This window comes from Pseudomonas zanjanensis, from assembly GCF_014268745.2.
Lineage (GTDB): Bacteria > Pseudomonadota > Gammaproteobacteria > Pseudomonadales > Pseudomonadaceae > Aquipseudomonas > Aquipseudomonas zanjanensis.
The window spans coordinates 793,658-810,220 of record NZ_JABWRB020000001.1 but is presented as its reverse complement, the minus strand read 5'-3'; the positions used below and the strand labels follow the sequence as shown (position 1 = coordinate 810,220).

Annotated in this window: 12 protein-coding genes; 6 read left to right on the top strand and 6 right to left on the bottom strand. The window is 60.8% G+C overall.

All coding sequences use genetic code 11. The features are described 5' to 3' along the window. Window positions 1-284 precede the first annotated feature (284 nt). From HU715_RS03770 to HU715_RS03760, 3 genes are all read left to right on the top strand, one after another. Window positions 285-911: a response regulator transcription factor gene (locus HU715_RS03770; protein ID WP_186705339.1), complete on the top strand. Its 627-nt coding sequence runs from the start codon at window positions 285-287 to the stop codon at window positions 909-911. 8 nt (window positions 912-919) lie between these two features. Further along, on the top strand, window positions 920-4,540 hold the full coding sequence (locus HU715_RS03765) for a transporter substrate-binding domain-containing protein (protein ID WP_186705340.1): 3,621 nt from the start codon (window positions 920-922) through the stop codon (window positions 4,538-4,540). A 116-nt stretch (window positions 4,541-4,656) separates the two neighbouring features. After that, window positions 4,657-7,605 (top strand): HD domain-containing phosphohydrolase, encoded by a 2,949-nt coding sequence (locus HU715_RS03760; RefSeq protein ID WP_186705341.1) that lies wholly within the window; start codon window positions 4,657-4,659, stop codon window positions 7,603-7,605. A gap of 125 nt (window positions 7,606-7,730) precedes the next feature. Here HU715_RS03760 and HU715_RS03755 read toward each other — a convergent pair whose 3' ends face one another. Both HU715_RS03755 and HU715_RS03750 read right to left on the bottom strand, forming a co-directional pair. Further along, a complete protein-coding gene (locus HU715_RS03755) occupies window positions 7,731-8,213 on the bottom strand; it encodes a GAF domain-containing protein (RefSeq protein ID WP_186705342.1) in 483 nt (160 codons plus the stop codon). Then, on the bottom strand, window positions 8,210-9,100 hold the full coding sequence (locus tag HU715_RS03750) for an ATP-binding protein (protein ID WP_186705343.1): 891 nt from the start codon (window positions 9,098-9,100) through the stop codon (window positions 8,210-8,212). Before HU715_RS03750 ends, HU715_RS03755 begins: the two co-directional genes overlap by 4 nt. Window positions 9,101-9,263: 163 nt before the next feature. Here HU715_RS03750 and HU715_RS03745 point away from each other — a divergent pair, with 163 nt between their 5' ends. Continuing rightward, window positions 9,264-11,585 carry a hybrid sensor histidine kinase/response regulator gene (locus HU715_RS03745; protein WP_186705344.1) on the top strand — a complete coding sequence of 774 codons (2,322 nt, stop codon included), beginning with the start codon at window positions 9,264-9,266 and terminating at the stop codon, window positions 11,583-11,585. On the opposite strand, the gene HU715_RS03740 is transcribed toward HU715_RS03745, so the two are convergent. From HU715_RS03740 to msrB, 3 genes are all read right to left on the bottom strand, one after another. Beyond that, on the bottom strand, window positions 11,569-12,030 hold the full coding sequence (locus HU715_RS03740; protein ID WP_072408019.1) for a MarR family winged helix-turn-helix transcriptional regulator: 462 nt from the start codon (window positions 12,028-12,030) through the stop codon (window positions 11,569-11,571). The two genes, HU715_RS03745 and HU715_RS03740, sit on opposite strands and share 17 nt — an antisense overlap. Beyond that, the gene (locus HU715_RS03735; protein WP_072408021.1) at window positions 12,027-12,512 is read right to left on the bottom strand and encodes a glutathione peroxidase; all 486 of its coding nucleotides are present in this window, start codon (window positions 12,510-12,512) and stop codon (window positions 12,027-12,029) included. The genes HU715_RS03740 and HU715_RS03735 overlap by 4 nt, the downstream gene beginning before the upstream one ends. A 255-nt stretch (window positions 12,513-12,767) precedes the next feature. After that, window positions 12,768-13,160: a peptide-methionine (R)-S-oxide reductase MsrB gene (msrB, locus tag HU715_RS03730; protein ID WP_186705345.1), complete on the bottom strand. Its 393-nt coding sequence runs from the start codon at window positions 13,158-13,160 to the stop codon at window positions 12,768-12,770. Between the two features lie 220 nt (window positions 13,161-13,380). On the opposite strand from msrB, the gene HU715_RS03725 reads away from it, so the two are divergent. Together HU715_RS03725 and htpX are read left to right on the top strand one after the other, a co-directional pair. Further along, window positions 13,381-14,592 (top strand): pyridoxal phosphate-dependent aminotransferase, encoded by a 1,212-nt coding sequence (locus HU715_RS03725; RefSeq protein ID WP_018603142.1) that lies wholly within the window; start codon window positions 13,381-13,383, stop codon window positions 14,590-14,592. 303 nt (window positions 14,593-14,895) lie between these two features. Continuing rightward, window positions 14,896-15,783, top strand: a complete 888-nt coding sequence (htpX, locus tag HU715_RS03720) for a protease HtpX (RefSeq protein ID WP_186705346.1) — start codon at window positions 14,896-14,898, stop codon at window positions 15,781-15,783. A gap of 92 nt (window positions 15,784-15,875) precedes the next feature. Here htpX and HU715_RS03715 read toward each other — a convergent pair whose 3' ends face one another. Continuing rightward, window positions 15,876-16,529, bottom strand: coding sequence for a thiopurine S-methyltransferase (locus tag HU715_RS03715; protein ID WP_186705347.1), 654 nt, complete (start codon window positions 16,527-16,529; stop codon window positions 15,876-15,878). Window positions 16,530-16,563: the final 34 nt, after the last annotated feature.

Below are 16,563 nucleotides of genomic sequence, written 5' to 3'. Positions count from 1 at the left end.
GTTTGAACTAGATAAATAAATGTTTGGCTTACACGAACCTTGATTTAAACGCTTCCTTTGTTTGCGCAAAAAACACAATCAAAGAAATATTCCTTCACTCGTTGCCAACAACTCCCCCTCTTTATTGTCATCCACCTACTAAAAAACCGTTTACGTCGTAATATCTTGCCTCTTTTTTTGTAGGAAACTTCTGAAATTGAAGTTGCATGCCTGTCTCTTCGTACGGCCCTGGCTGTAAGTGGGCTAAGGTGCGCGCTTTATTCAAGTTCGCAGGGTATTTATTCATGAACTCCGTTTTCATTGTCGACGATCATCCGGTCATTCGCCTCGCCGTTCGCATGCTCCTGGAACATGAGGGTTATAAGGTCGTAGGAGAAACTGACAACGGCGTCGACGCGATGCAAATGGTGCGCGAGTGCATGCCAGACCTGGTTATCCTGGACATCAGCATCCCCAAACTCGACGGGTTGGAAATCCTGTCACGCTTCAACGCCATGACCACGCCGCTCAAGACGTTGGTGCTCACGGCACAATCGCCGACGCTCTTCGGGATCCGATGCATGCAATCCGGTGCCTCTGGTTACGTTTGTAAGCAGGAAGACCTCAGCGAACTCGTCAGTGCGATCAAAGCGGTATTGTCCGGCTACAACTATTTTCCCAGCCAGGCGCTGAACCCGGTACGCCCGGATGATCCACGCAGCGTAGAGCTGGACCTTTTCAAAAGCGTCAACGATCGGGAACTGATGGTTCTGCAACTTTTTGCCCAGGGCCGTACCAACAAGGAAATAGCCAAGGGAATGTTTCTCAGCAATAAAACCGTCAGCACTTATAAAAAACGCCTGATGCAGAAACTCAAGGTCAAGTCCCTGGTCGAGCTGATTGAAATGGCGAAGCGCAACGCGCTGGTGTGAGAAACATCATGCTCAGACGCATAACCGAATGTCTCTTGCTGATCAGCGTAGCGTTGTACTCAGGAGCGCTCGCGGCGACGCCAGAGACGCCCGGGCAGTACACGCTGCTGGGTCGGTCGTCCACGGCTCAGGCCGAGATCAAACTCGATGACGCTCACCGCGCCTGGCTAAAAGACCGACCGGAACTGGTCCTGGGCACCTCCGCACCTGATTACCCGCCCTTCGATCTCTCCGCCAGTGGACGCGACTACGAAGGCCTGACCGCCGACTATGCCAACATTGTCGCCAAGGCCACCGGCCGGCCCATCAGCGTCCTGCGCTTCGCTTCCCGTGAGGCCGCCATGGCGGCTCTCAAGAACGGGCACATCGATATGCTTGGCACCGCCAACGGTTTCGAAGCCCGCGACCCAGACATTGTGCTATCGACGCCATACGCGGTGGATCAACCCGTGCTTGTCACCCGAACGAATGAAAGCCGATCCCTGAATGAAGACCTCAAGGGGTTGCGGCTGAGCATGGTCTATCACTACCTGCCGCTGCGGGAAATCGAAAAACTCTACCCCAAGGCGATCATCACCACCTACCCGTCCTACCAGAACGCCATCAATGCCGTCGCCTTTGGCCAGGCCGATGTATTTCTCGGCGATACCCTGTCCACCCACTACATGATCAGCAAGGGCTACCTGAGCAATATCCGCATGGCCAGCTTCGGCAAGCATGAAACCTATGGATTCGGTTTCGCCGTTCGCCGTGGCGATACCCGCTTGCTGGAAATCATCAACACCATACTGAACCAGGTCCCCATTGCCGAGCAGGCGGCCATCTCCAAACGCTGGAGTGCGGGCAGCGACCTGTACCTCACCGATCACCGGGTACAACTGACCGACCGCGAGCAACGTTGGCTGGACAGGCATCCGGTGGTCCGGGTGGTGGTGAACGAAACCTCCGCCCCCTTCACCTTCTTCGATCCGGACGGCGATTTTCGCGGCATCAGTGCCGACCTGCTTGAACTGATTCGGTTGCGCACCGGCTTGCGCCTGGACATCCAGCGCCGCCAGAACGACAGTGAGATGATCGCTGCCGTCCTGAACGATCAAGCCGACATGATCGCCGCACTGTTGCCCAGCAGTGAACGGCAACGCCAGTTGAAATTCAGCCGCCCCTACATCGACAGCGCGTTCGTCCTGCTGACTCGCAAACAGTCCGACACCCCCACGACACTCGATCAGTTCGGCCAAGCCAGCCTGGCGATCGCCAAAGGCAACCCCGTCATTGACTGGCTACGCAGCCAGTACCCGAATATCCGGATCATCGAAACGGACGGCTCCGTGCGCGCCGTGGAAATGCTCGCCCATGGCCAGGTCGACGGCAGCGTGCACTCGCAGGTGATGGCCAACTACTTCATCTCCTCCCATGCGTGGCGGGACAGATTGCAAATCAGCAGCACGGTGGGCACCCAGCAAGCCCTGTTCGCGCTGGCCACCGCCAGACACGCCAGCGAGTTGAACGCCATCCTCGACAAGGCCCTGACCAGCATCGACCCTGACGAACTGGGCGTCATCAACAACCGCTGGCGCGGTTACGTCTCGCCCTCGGAACACACCTGGCGCACCTATAATCGCCTGTTCTTCCAGGTCGTCGCGGGGGTTGGCCTGTTGCTGCTGCTGTCCCTGGCCTGGAACGCCTACATGCGGCGCCAGATCAGGCAACGTCAACGGGCGGAACTGGCGCTCAACGATCAACTGGAATTCATGCACGCACTGCTCAACGGCACCCCGCACCCCATCTACGTGAGGGATCGCAACGGTATGCTGCAAAGCTGCAACGACAGTTACCTGGAAGCGTTCAACGCCCGGCGTGAAGACGTCATCGGCAAGGACTCGATGCCAGGCTCCATGAGCAACGCCTTCGAAGCGCAGGAGTACCAGGCGGACTACCAACGCGTCATGGCCGAAGGCAGCGCCCTGATCGTCGACCGCCCGCTGCACATCGGCGACCGGAAACTGACGATCTATCACTGGATCCTCCCCTACCGAAACTCCGCCGCCGAAGTGCAAGGCATCATTGGCGGCTGGATCGACATCAGTGAACGACGGCAGTTATTCGAGGAATTGCGCGCCTCCAAGCAACGGGCCGATGACGCGAACCGCGCCAAAAGCACGTTCCTCGCCACCATGAGCCATGAAATCCGCACCCCCATGAACGCGGTGATCGGCATGCTCGAGCTGGCCCTGAAACACGCCGACAAGGGCCACCTGGACCGCTCGACCATCGAAGTCGCGTACGAGTCGGCGTCCGGCATGCTCGAGCTGATCGGCGATATCCTCGACATCGCCCGTATCGAATCCGGCCATCTGAGCCTGGCCCCCGAACGCGTCAATCTCAGGGCCCTGCTGCAATCGGTCATACGGGTCTTCGAGGGCGTGGCCCGGCAAAAAAACCTGGTGTTGTCGTTGCAGTTCGACGCCGCCGAGGGAAACCCTGACGTGTCGATAGACCCCTTGCGATTCAAGCAGGTGCTGTCGAACCTGATCAGCAATGCCCTTAAATTTACCGAGCAGGGCCAGGTCGTGGTCAAGGTCCGGCTATCCCCAACCGAGCGGGACGATGTCCTGGACATGCATCTGGAAGTCAACGACAGCGGCATCGGCATCGGCCCGGCCGATCTGCATCGATTGTTCGAGCCTTTTGCCCAGGTCGATAACAGCAGCCGGATGGCCCGCAAAGGCGCGGGACTGGGGCTGGTGATCAGTCGCAACCTGTGCCAGATGATGGGCGGCAACCTCCATATGAGCAGCCAACCCGGCGTTGGCACCCAGGTCCAGGTCCGCCTGCAACTCACCGTCCTGTCAACGGCGCCGGTCAGCGCCCCACTGGAACCGGTCATCGAAACGGCACAGGCCATCTTGAACGTCCTGATCGTGGACGATCACCCGGCCAACCGCCTGCTGATGTCCCAACAATTGGAATACCTCGGCCATCACTATCAGGTCGCCCACGATGGCGCCCATGGGCTCGAGGTTTGGCAAAAAGGCGATTTCGATCTGGTCATTGCCGATTGCAACATGCCCATCATGAGCGGCTACGAACTGGCCCGGTCGATTCGTCGCGAGGAGTCCGAACAGCGACGGGCGCCCTGCACGGTCCTGGGGTTCACCGCCAATGCCCAGCCGGAGGAAAAACAACGCTGCCTGGACGCCGGAATGGATGATTGCCTGTTCAAACCGATCAGCTTGAGCGCCCTGAGCCAGTGGATCAAGACCGTCAAACCGGTCGGCCATCCAGCGGTTTTCTCCCTCCACAGCCTCCAGGCGTTGACCGGCGGCGACCCTTCGTCGAACCGGCGCCTGCTGGCGGAGTTACTCAGCAGCAGCCGCGCGGATCGCCAGGAGTTGCTCGACGTCGCCCGGGGAGCGAACCGGCAAGCACTGACCGAAACGGCGCACAAGATCAAAGGCGTCGCCCGCATCGTCCAGGCGACCTCTTTGATCCAGCGGTGCGAGGCGCTGGAACAGGCGTGTCATCAGGCACAGGCACCTGAACGCATTAGCGACTGCATCGATGCCCTCGACCGCGCCATGACCGAACTGGAGTGGGCCCTGGAAACGGAAATCGCCAAGGCAAAATAACCCAGTGTTTACTATGCTATTCGCTCAGCAGTGCGTACCTGGGGGGTTCTCGATCGGTTTCCCTTGCACGCGGAAACACCATCGAGAACGCCCCCTGCCCCCATGGAGTGACTGCAATGCCCAGCGCACCGCGTCCGGACAAACGCCGGTTCCCCCTGCACGTCCATATCAGCGTGATGTTTACCCTGCTTTTGTTGTTGACCGGGGTGGTGCTGGGCATTTTCAACTACCGGCAAACCACGCAAATCATCCTTTCCAGCAGTGAAAAACTGTTCAACCGCATTGAGCAGGACGTGCGCCTGGACCTGTATGACACCTACGAACCCATCCGCCACCTGTTGAGCCTGTTGGCCGATTACCCGGCGACACGTACGCCGCAGATGGCGCAACGCCTGGCCCTGCTCGCGCCCTTCAGCCAGGCACTACGGGACAACCCGAACCTGGCGTCGTTGTACCTGGGCGATCAGCGTGGCAACTTCCTGATGGTTCGGCCATTGCGCACCCCAGCCCTGAGAACCGCCCTGCAGGCACCCGCCGAGGCGGCCTATCAGGTCTGGACCGTTGAGCGAGCCTCCGAACAAGGCCCGGTCCATTCCCAGTCGCTGTTCTACGACGAGACCCTGACGCTCATCAATCGCCGGGACATTGCCGACGAAACCTACGATCCGCGCAACCGTGGCTGGTTTCGCAGCGCCGCCGACAGCGCCGAGCAGATCACCACCGAACCCTACGTTTTTTTCTCCACCCACAATGTCGGCACCACCCTGGCCCGGCGTAGCGGCGAGCAAGCGGTCATCGGCGCCGACCTGACCCTGGCGGCCCTGTCCCAGACCCTGGCCAAGCACAAGGTCACTACCGGCACCGAGATCGTCCTGCTCGACCCCAAGGGCAACGCCGTGGGTTATCCCGACAGCGACCGGCTGCTCGCCGACGCCCAGTCGGCGCGCCTGATCAAGGCCCGCGACCTCAGCCCGGCCATCGCCGCCGTCCTCGATGACAACGCTGACACGACCCGCCTGGAAGCGGCTGGACGCCAGTGGATCGTTTCCCGCAGCCACATGCAGGAAGGCGGTCCCCAAGGCCTGGAACTGGCGTTGCTGGTGCCTGAAGACGAGCTGCTGGACAACGCCTATCGCATGCGCTGGCAAGGCGCGCTCATCACCCTCGCCACCCTGCTGCTGTGCCTGCCCCTGGGCTGGTTGACGTCGAGGATCCTGGTCAAGCCGTTGCGCGAACTGGTGCAGGAAGCCGACGCCATTCGCAGCTTCGATTTCAACTACCCGGTGTCACGCCGCTCCCCGGTGCTGGAGGTCGACCAGTTGAGCGTCTCGATGGCGCGCATGAAAGACACCCTGGCGAGTTTCTTTGAAATCACCGCCAGCCTGCGCGCCGAAACACGCTTCATCCCACTGCTGGAGCGGGTGTTGTTCGAAACCGTAAAAATCGGCCAGGCCCAGGCCGGCCTGATCTACCTGCGCGAGAACGACGACAATCGGCTCAAGCCCTACGGGCTGGTGATCGATGGCACGCCCAGGGACCTCGAAACCTTCAAGCTGCGCAATCTTGAATTGCTGGCTGGCGACAGCCCGCAATGGCTCCAGCAACTGGCCGTTTCGGACAATCTGGTGACCTCCCTGGGCTTCGAGCAGGCGGCCGACCTGCAGGGCATCCTGCGGGCACTGGACTCGCCTCGAGCCCATCTGATTGGCATCCGCCTGCGCAATCGTCACCAGGAAACCGTCGGCGTGTTGGTGTTGCTGATCACCGACAGCGGCACCGAAGCCGACCTGGAAAAACTCCAGCCCGACCGCATCGCCTTCCTCCAGGCCGTGTCCGGCGCCGCCACCGTGAGCATCGAAGGCCAGCGCCTGCAAGCCAAGCAAAAACAACTGCTGGACGCCTTCATCCAGTTGCTGGCTGGCGCGATCGATGCCAAGAGCCCCTACACCGGTGGCCATTGCCAGCGGGTGCCGGTCCTGACCCTGATGCTCGCCCAGGCCGCCGCCGCCAGCCAGGCGCCGGCATTCGACGCCTACCGGCCCACAGAGGATGAATGGGAGGCCCTGCACATCGCTGCCTGGCTGCACGACTGCGGCAAGGTCACCACCCCTGAATACGTCGTCGACAAAGCCACCAAACTGGAAACCCTGCACGACCGGATCCACGAAATACGCACCCGCTTCGAAGTACTCAAGCGCGACGCCTGGATCGATTACTGGCGGGCCGTGGCAAACGGTGGCGAGTCGTCGTCCCTGGAGCAACAGCGTGACGCGACGTTGACGGCCCTGGATGACGACTTCGCTTTTGTCGCGCGCTGCAACCTGGGCTCCGAAGCCATGGCCGAGGCCGACCTGCAACGCTTGCAACACATCGCGCAACGCCCGTGGACCCGGACCCTCGACGATCGCCTGGGGGTTTCCTGGGAAGAGAACCGGCGCCAGGCCCGTACGCCCAAGCCGACGCTACCGGTCACCGAGCCGCTGTTGGCGGACAAGCCCGAGCACCTGTTCGAGCGCCACGCGGCCGAACTGATCCCGGCAGACAACCCGTGGGGCTTCCAGCTCGATGTGCCGGCCTGGAAATACAACCGCGGCGAGCTCTACAACCTGAGCATCACGCGCGGCACGCTGACCCGCGAGGAGCGCTACGTCATCAACCATCACATGGTGCAGACGATCCTGATGCTCAGCCAGTTGCCCTTCCCCAGCCACCTGAACAATGTGGCGGAGATCGCCGGCGGTCATCACGAGAAGATGGACGGCAGCGGTTATCCCAAGCGCCTCAAACGCGAGGAAATGAGCCTGCCGGCACGCATGATGGCGATTGCCGACATTTTCGAAGCACTGACAGCGGCCGACCGCCCCTACAAGAAAGCGAAGAAGCTGAGCGAGGCCCTGGGCATCATGGCCACCATGTGCCGTGACGCCCATATCGATCCCGAACTGTTCGGGCTGTTCATCGAGGAAAAGATCTACCTGAGCTACGCCGAGCAGTTCCTCGACCCGCACCAGATCGATGAAGTCGACCCCGACAGCCTGCTGGCCAAGGCCGGGCTGAAGGCATGAAAGCAATTCCTGTAGGCGCTGCCGAACGAAGCGAGGCTGCGATCTTTCCCCTGACACTTGCATCTCAAGCGAACAATCAAGGGAACAAAAGATCGCAGGCTTCGCCAGCTCCTACAGGACGTGGATCAGCAATCCGTCAGGCGCAGGAAGATCGCAGCCAACGCTTCAATGCCGGCCTGGTCATGGTCGCTGAAACGCGCCAATTTCGGGCTATCCAGATCGAGCACGCCGATCAGGCGCCCGTCCTTGACCAGCGGCACCACCAGCTCGCTGTTCGACGCACTGTCGCAGGCGATGTGCCCAGGGAAGGCATGGACATCTTCGACGCGCTGGGTCTGCCGGGTCGCTGCCGCCGTGCCGCAGACGCCGCGGCCAAAGGGAATCCGCACGCAGGCGATCTGGCCCTGGAACGGCCCCAGGACCAGTTCTTCAGTGCGATTGAGGTAAAAACCAGCCCAGTTCAGGTCTTCCAGTTGCGTGAACAGAAAGGCCGAGAACTGCGCGGCATTGGCGATGAAATCACGCTCATCGGCCAGCAAGGATTCCAGCTGTGCCGATAACAAGCCGTAGCCATCGAGGCCTTCGCCGGCAGCGTTCAAATCGATCATGCCTTGTGCTCCAACAATTTCAGGCCGACCCAGTAACGGGCAAACTGATAAGCGCAACGTCCGTTGCGGTTGCCGCGACCGGTTGCCCAGCGCACGGCCTGTATCTCCAGGGCTTCATCGCGCTCCCAGGCCAGCCCGGCCTTGGCCGCCAGTTCGCCGATCCAGTGCTCCACGACGTCGAGGAAATGCTCCTGGGTAAACGGATAAAACGACAGCCACAAACCAAAGCGGTCGGACAAGGCGATCTTGTCCTCCACGGCTTCGCTGGGGTGAAGTTCGCCGTCGACCCGCTTCCAGTTTTCGTTGTCGCTTTCCTTTTCCGGCACCAGATGGCGACGGTTGGACGTGGCATACAGCAGCACGTTGTCCGGCGCCTGTTCCAGCGAACCATCCAACACGCTCTTGAGCACGCGGTAATCGCCTTCGCCGGACTCGAACGACAAGTCGTCGCAGAACAACACGAAGCGCTGTGGCAGTTTCGCCACCTGCTCGACCACCCGGGGCAAGTCGGCCAGGTGGTCGCGTTCGATCTCGATCAACCGCAGGCCATGCTGGGCATGTTCGGCCAACAGGGCGCGCACCAGGGACGATTTGCCGGTGCCACGCGAGCCCCAGAGCAAGGCATGGTTGGCGGGCATGCCATCAATGAACTGCCGCGTGTTGCGCCCCAGTTGTTCGACCTGGCGATCCACGCCGATCAGGTCCGACAGGCGCATGTCGAGGCTGACTTGCAGCGGCAGCAAGTAGCCGTTGCGCCCGTCCCGCTGCCAGCGGGCGGCCAGGGTCTGGCTCCAGTCGATGGTGGGCCGGGGCGCCGGCAGCAACGGCTCGATCCGGGCCAGCACGGCATCGGCGCGCTCAAGAAAAGCATTCAATCGCGAGTCCACATCTTCTCCTCGGACAGGTTCACAGTAATGATGGCGCTCCAGCAACGAAACGCCGTATCCAATGGCGGGTCTACTTCACACAAAACCAACCGGTTGCACCGGTATTCAGAGATGATCAGCTATGCTTGACCGGCGAAGGGAAACGTAAGTGGTTCATCACTCCATGGACATCCGATTCACTCAACGGCTTTCCTATAAGCAGGCCCGCCTGACCGTCCTGGTGGGCTTCGTGCTGGGCACCTTGCTCAGCCTGATGCAGATCGGCATCGATTATGCCAGCGAAGACGCGTCGATCAACCGTGAAATCCTGTCGTTGCTGGAAATCAGCCACAACCCGGCCTCGCGCATCGCCTACAACATCGACGCCGAACTCGCCCAGGAGCTGTCCATGGGCCTGTTGCGCTCACCGGCCATCATCGGGGCCGAGCTGATCGACAACAACAATACCGTGCTGGCCAGCGTCAAGCGGCCCGAACTGCAAAGCAGCTACCGGTTCATCAGCGACTTCCTGTTCGGCGCCCAGCGTCAGTTCGAGGACCGGCTCTACCTGGACCATTTACCCGCCGAATCCCTGGGCATACTGCGACTGGACGTCGACACCTATGCGTTCGGCAGTCGTTTCCTGCGCCGCGCCGAGGTCACCTTGCTCAACGGCTTCGCCCGCAGCCTGATCCTGACCGGGCTGCTGCTGGCGCTGTTCTACGTGATGCTGACCAAGCCCCTGGTGCGGGTCATTCGCGAGTTGAGCAGCCGCGATCCAAGTAGCAACGAACAGAACCGCCTGGAATGCCCTTCCGGCCACCAGTCCGATGAAATCGGCGTGCTGGTGTCCGTCGCCAACCAGCAGTTCGAAAATATCTCCACGGAAATTCAACAACGGCGCACGGCCGAAAATCGCCTCACTGAATACCTGGCGCAGCTGGAGAACATCGTCTCGGCACGCACCGCCGAACTCAAGGCCATCAACGCCCGCCTCAGCCAGTCCAACGAGGAGCTGGAGGTAGCCCGGCGCACGGCCCTGGACATGGCCGAAGCCCGCTCCGTGTTCCTCGCCAACATGAGCCATGAGATCCGCACGCCGCTCAACGGCCTGCTGGGAATGATCGCCCTGTCCCTGGACGGTCCCCTGACGGCCGAGCAACAGCAGCAGCTCTCGATTGCCCATGACTCGGGCAAGGTATTGGTCGAACTGCTCAACGACATCCTTGACCTGTCGAAATTCGACGCCGGTCAACTGGAACTCGAACGCATCCCGTTCGACCTCGGCGCCTTGGTGGAGGACACCGCCAATCTGCTTTCCCAGAACGCGGCCCCCAGTGTCGAATTGGCTTGCCTGATCGAGCCGCAGTTCCCGGCGCAAGTCATCGGCGACCCGACCCGAGTGCGGCAGATCGTCAGCAACCTGCTGTCCAACGCATTGAAGTTCACGCGCTTTGGCCGGGTCGACGTGAAGTTGAGCCATTACGAAGGCGGCGTGCGAATCGAAGTCTGCGACACCGGTATCGGTATTCCCCAGGAGGCCCAAGCGCGGATCCTGCAACCGTTCACCCAGGCCGGGGCCGGAATTACCCGTCAGTTTGGCGGCACCGGGCTGGGCCTGGCATTGACCTACAACCTCTGCGAAGCCATGCAGGGCCGATTGACGATCAGTTCCGAAGCCGGCTTCGGCAGTCAGTTCTGTGCAGAGCTGCCGCTGCCCTGCCATCTTCCGGCAACGCCGGTCGAACCGCTGCACGGCAATGTCGTCGCCATCACCGCCGGCAGCAGCGGCCTGGCCGAGTTGCTAGGCATGCTACTGCCAGGATGGGGCCTGGATTATGTGCGGCGCTCCATCGATGACGGGCTGCTGGGGCTCAAGCCTGACGTGCTGATCACTGACTGCCCGGAATGCCTGTTCAACCTGCGGCCGACCTTTGATGCGCCGATCCTGCTGGTCACCGCCTATGGCAGCTTCATGCCCAGCGAAGAAGCGGCTGCCCTCGCACCGCTGGTACAACAGGCCCGACCATTGGCACGCCATGCGCTGTACCAGATCCTGCGACGCGCCATGCAAAACGAGGCGACCACCATCAACGACGCACAGATCGAAACCCTGGTGCCGTCCAGGCGCGGACAGGTATTGCTGGTGGAGGACAATCCGGTTAACCAACTGGTGGCCAAGGGCATGTTGGTCAAGTTGGGCTGTGAAGTCACCGTCGCGGCCCACGGCGTCGAAGCCCTGGATCAACTGGAACAGCGGGTGTTCGACCTGGTGTTGATGGACTGCAACATGCCAGTGATGGACGGTTACGAAGCCAGCCGGCAGATTCGCCGCAGCGGACGCTGGTCGGACCTGCCGATCGTTGCACTGACGGCCAACGCGATGCCCGAGGAACGTGAGCGCTGCCGGGCGGCCGGCATGAACGATTACCTGTCCAAGCCGTTCCGCCGCGAAGAACTGGCGGCCGTGCTGGACCAGTGGGTGCCCACTACGTCAGCGCTTTGATCTGGCCCAGCAAATGATCGAGACCGTCTCGCAACGCGCCCAGGCGGTCCAGATCGACACCGCTGTCGCACAACAGGCGGGCCTTGAGCGGGCCGACCTGCTCGCGCAAGGCGCGCCCCGCAGCCGACAGGCTCAAGTGCACCTCCCGCTCGTCCCGGGCTGAACGCTGGCGCTGGACCAGGTCCAACTGCTCCAGGCGCTTGAGCAGCGGCGTCAGCGTGCCGGAATCCAGCAGCAAACGCTCACCCAGGGCCTTGACCGTCGGCTGTGGCGGGGCCGTGTCCTGCCACTCCCACAACACCAGCATCGCCAGGTATTGCGGATAGGTCAGGCCAAGTTGATCGAGCATCGGCTTGTAGCCACGGATCACCGCACGGGAAGCGGCGTACAGCTTGAAGCACAACTGGCTGTCGAGCTTCAACGAATCGGCTGACAGATCATTCATTTGAGCAGTGCTTCGATCTCGCCGGTCAGGTCCTGGGGTTTGGTGGTCGGGGCAAAACGCTTGACCACCTGGCCGTCCTTGCCGATCAGGAACTTGGTGAAATTCCACTTGATGCCTTTGGACCCCAGCACGCCAGGGGCCCGCTGTTTAAGCTGGACGAACAGTGGATGGGCGTTGGCGCCGTTGACTTCGACTTTCTTGAACAGGGGAAAACTCACGCCGAAATTCAGTTCGCAGAACTCGGTGATCGCCCCTTCATTGCCCGGCTCTTGCTTGCCGAACTGGTTGCAGGGAAAGCCCAGTACCACCAGGCCCTGGTCCTTGTAGGTCTGCCACAACGCCTCCAGCCCTTTGTACTGCGGGGTAAATCCGCACTGGCTGGCCGTGTTGACCACCAGCACAGCCTTGCCGGCGAAATCAGCGAGGGTCTTTTGCTCACCCTTGATGGTGGTGCACGGGATGCTCAGCAGGTTGTCGCTCATGGCAAGACTCCGGATTGGAAGAAGAGGACGCAGAAGATAGCGAGCAATTAAATTGTATGCAATCTAATTGTTCGCCCCACGGCCTTGAGAACCTACGGGACTCTGTGGCGAGGGAGCTTGCTCCCGCTCGGCGGCGCAGCCGTCGTAAACCGGCCGACACGGTCTTCTTGAAAAACCGCGCCAAGCCGTTTTGGGGCGGCTGCGCCGCCCAGCGGGAGCAAGCTCCCTCGCCACAGGGGTCGTGGTGAACAGGCCCTACCGGGGGACCAGGTCCAGGCACACCGAATTGATGCAGTACCGCAACCCCGTAGGCGGCGGGCCGTCGGGGAAGACATGGCCCAGGTGGGCATCGCATTGGGCGCAGACCACCTCGGTGCGGATCATGCCGTGGCTGACGTCCCTTACCTCTACCACCGCGCTGCCTTCGATCGGCGCGTAGAAACTCGGCCAGCCACAGCCCGAATCGAATTTGGTCTTCGAATCGAACAGCGGCTCGTTGCAGCAGATGCAGTGGTACACACCGTCAGTCTTGGTTTCGTTGTATTTACCGGAGAATGGCCGCTCGGTGCCCTTCAACCGACAGACGTTGTACTGCTCCGGGTCGAGCATGGCGCGCCATTCTTCAAGGGTTTTCTGCAACTTTTCCATCGTCCTACCTCGGCAATTGAAAAAGCCCGATCCGACGCTTTTCCGCAGATCGGGCGGCACGTATGATTGCGCCTCGTCAGACGCCAGTCTGGCAGTCACGTCATGCGCATTCAAACGGATTGTGGCGCCTATACCGCGTCAGGCCTGGGCACAGACGCAGGATCCCCAGTACGGTAGTTCACACGCCGCCTGGATCGTTCATTTTCGGGAACACATCGCCATGCAGGTCAGCAAATCGAACAAGCTCGCCAACGTCTGCTACGACATTCGCGGCCCGGTGCTCAAGCACGCCAAACGCCTGGAAGAGGAAGGCCATCGCATCCTCAAGCTGAACATCGGCAACCCGGCCCCCTTTGGTTTCGAAGCGCCCGATGAAATCCTCCAGGACGTCATCCGCAACCTGCCGACCGCCCAGGGCTACAGCGACTCCAAGGGCCTGTTCAGCGCGCGCAAGGCCGTAATGCAGTATTACCAGCAAAAGCAGGTCGAAGGGATCGGCATCGAGGACATCTACCTGGGCAACGGCGTGTCCGAGCTGATCGTGATGTCCATGCAGGCCCTGCTCAACAACGGCGACGAAGTACTGGTGCCGGCACCGGATTATCCGCTGTGGACCGCTGCCGTAAGCCTTTCCGGCGGCAACCCGGTGCATTACCTGTGCGACGAACAGGCCAACTGGTTCCCCGACCTGGCGGACATCAAGGCCAAGATCACCCCGAACACCAAGGCCCTGGTGATCATCAACCCGAACAACCCGACCGGCGCCGTGTACTCCAGGGAAGTGTTGCTGGGCATGCTGGAACTGGCCCGCCAGCACAACCTGGTGGTGTTCTCCGACGAGATCTACGACAAGATCCTCTACGACGACGCCGTGCACGTGTGCACCGCATCCCTGGCGCCGGACCTGCTGTGCCTGACCTTCAACGGCCTGTCCAAATCCTATCGGGTTGCCGGTTTCCGCTCCGGCTGGATCGCCATTTCCGGGCCCAAGCACCATGCCCAGAGCTACATCGAAGGCATCGACATGCTGGCCAACATGCGCCTGTGTGCCAACGTGCCGAGCCAGCACGCGATCCAGACGGCACTGGGCGGCTACCAAAGCATCAACGACCTGGTCCTGCCCCAGGGCCGGCTGCTGGAACAACGCAATCGCACCTGGGAATTGCTCAACGACATCCCCGGCGTCAGTTGTGTCAAGCCCATGGGCGCGCTGTATGCCTTCCCACGGATCGACCCGAAGGTCTGCCCGATCCACAACGATGAAAAATTCGTCCTCGACCTGCTGCTGTCCGAAAAGCTGCTGGTGGTCCAGGGTACGGCGTTCAACTGGCCATGGCCGGACCACTTCCGCGTCGTGACGCTGCCGCGGGTCGATGACCTCGACCAGGCCATTGGCCGGATCGGCAACTTCCTAAAGTCCTACCGTCAATAAGCCGGACTGCGTGCGAGGCGTCCTCACCTCGCACGCTGTTTGATTCAGCAACATATCCGTTCGGGCCGGTTTCGTCGGGCCTTCTACACTCGGTGCAGGACGGCCAACGTGCAGCGGGGCTCAACGTTCACGGGGCGCAGGCAGCGCATTTCTTTTCCCTTGTCACTTTCAGAAAAGTCTTTCAAACATTTAGGACGGCTGTAGGACACAGTTTGAAATAGTCGGCGAGTTGAATAGCCTGCGGCAGCACCTTATATACCCCGCATAACGCTACATCTTTAGCATGAGGAGATTTTCACAACCATGATGCGCATCCTGCTGTTCTTGGCCACTAACCTGGCGGTCGTGCTGATTGCCAGCATCACCCTGAGCCTCTTCGGCTTCAACGGGTTCATGGCGGCCAATGGGGTTGACCTCAACCTCACTCAGCTGCTGATCTTCTGTGCGGTGTTCGGTTTCGCTGGTTCCCTGTTCTCGCTGTTCATCTCCAAGTGGATGGCGAAGATGAGCACCGGCACCCAGATCATCAGCCAGCCGCGCACGCGTCACGAACAATGGCTGTTGCAGACAGTAGAGCAGTTGTCCCGCGAAGCCGGTATCAAGATGCCGGAAGTCGGTATCTTCCCGGCCTACGAGGCCAACGCCTTCGCCACCGGCTGGAACAAGAACGACGCCCTGGTTGCCGTCAGCCAGGGCTTGCTCGAGCGGTTCTCGCCCGATGAAGTCAAGGCCGTGCTGGCCCACGAGATCGGCCACGTCGCCAACGGCGACATGGTGACCCTGGCGTTGATCCAGGGCGTGGTGAACACCTTCGTGATGTTCTTCGCCCGGATCATCGGTAACTTCGTCGACAAGGTGATCTTCAAGAACGAAGAAGGCCAGGGCATCGCCTACTACGTGGCGACCATCTTCGCCGAGCTGGTACTGGGCATCCTCGCCAGCGCCATCGTCATGTGGTTCTCGCGCAAACGCGAGTTCCGCGCCGACGACGCCGGTGCGCGCCTGGCCGGCACCAGCGCCATGATCGGCGCCCTGCAGCGCCTGCGCGCCGAGCAAGGCCTGCCGGTGCACATGCCAGACACCCTGAATGCCTTTGGCATCAACGGCGGCATCAAGCAGGGCCTGGCTCGCATGTTCATGAGCCACCCGCCGCTGGAAGAGCGTATTGACGCACTTCGTCGTCGGGGCTGATAGGTAACTCAAAAGAAAGCCCGCTGTAATGCGGGCTTTTTCTTGTCTGCTCATTTGCGTACTGCCGACCTGACGCCATCCCAGCCAACACATCAACGGCCGAAAATCCGATACACCCGCTCATCCAGCCTCTTCACACCCGCCTGCAAGAACTTCCAGCTCTCCCCAAGCACATCCTGCTCCTGCAAGACTTCCAGCCGCCAGCCATTCCCCAGCAGCCGCTGCACCTCATCATTTCCCACGGAGAAAGGTGGACCCGGCATTTCGTCCTGGTTGTAATCCAGGGTAATCAACAATCCGACGCCGTTTGGCAAGATCTTTTGCAGATGAGTCGCGTACCGTTCCCGCATCGGCACCGGCAAGGCAATCAACGCCGCACGGTCATACAGCGCCGTGCAATCGGCCACATCCTCCGGCTCCAGGGCAAAAAAATCACCGCAGCGAATTTCGATATCACCGGACCGAAAGACTTTGAACGCGCCCTCTTCACTGATGCTCGGCTCAAGCTGATGTTCAAGGAAAAAATCAGCCGCAGCTTTTTCCGACAACTCCACCCCCAACACCGAATACCCCTGATCGGCAAGCCACAACAGATCCAGGCTTTTCCCACACAGCGGCACCAGCACCCGACTGCCCTGGGCCAATCCCAGCTGCGGCCAGAACCGTTGCAGGTAGGGGTTCACCTCCGGCAAGTGAAAACCGATCTGGTTCGATGACCAGCGCTTGTGCCAAAACTCGGGCTCCATGATTCACTCCAAAAAATCGATCAAAACGGGCTAA

Coding starts and splice junctions, on each gene's coding strand:
- msrB (WP_186705345.1), bottom strand. CDS start 13,160: ATGGAAAAGTTGCAGAAAACCCTTGAAGAATGGCGCGCCATGCTCGAC.
- HU715_RS03740 (WP_072408019.1), bottom strand. CDS start 12,030: ATGAATGATCTGTCAGCCGATTCGTTGAAGCTCGACAGCCAGTTGTGC.
- htpX (WP_186705346.1), top strand. CDS start 14,896: ATGATGCGCATCCTGCTGTTCTTGGCCACTAACCTGGCGGTCGTGCTG.
- HU715_RS03760 (WP_186705341.1), top strand. CDS start 4,657: ATGCCCAGCGCACCGCGTCCGGACAAACGCCGGTTCCCCCTGCACGTC.
- HU715_RS03735 (WP_072408021.1), bottom strand. CDS start 12,512: ATGAGCGACAACCTGCTGAGCATCCCGTGCACCACCATCAAGGGTGAG.
- HU715_RS03745 (WP_186705344.1), top strand. CDS start 9,264: ATGGACATCCGATTCACTCAACGGCTTTCCTATAAGCAGGCCCGCCTG.
- HU715_RS03715 (WP_186705347.1), bottom strand. CDS start 16,529: ATGGAGCCCGAGTTTTGGCACAAGCGCTGGTCATCGAACCAGATCGGT.
- HU715_RS03755 (WP_186705342.1), bottom strand. CDS start 8,213: ATGATCGATTTGAACGCTGCCGGCGAAGGCCTCGATGGCTACGGCTTG.
- HU715_RS03770 (WP_186705339.1), top strand. CDS start 285: ATGAACTCCGTTTTCATTGTCGACGATCATCCGGTCATTCGCCTCGCC.
- HU715_RS03725 (WP_018603142.1), top strand. CDS start 13,381: ATGCAGGTCAGCAAATCGAACAAGCTCGCCAACGTCTGCTACGACATT.
- HU715_RS03765 (WP_186705340.1), top strand. CDS start 920: ATGCTCAGACGCATAACCGAATGTCTCTTGCTGATCAGCGTAGCGTTG.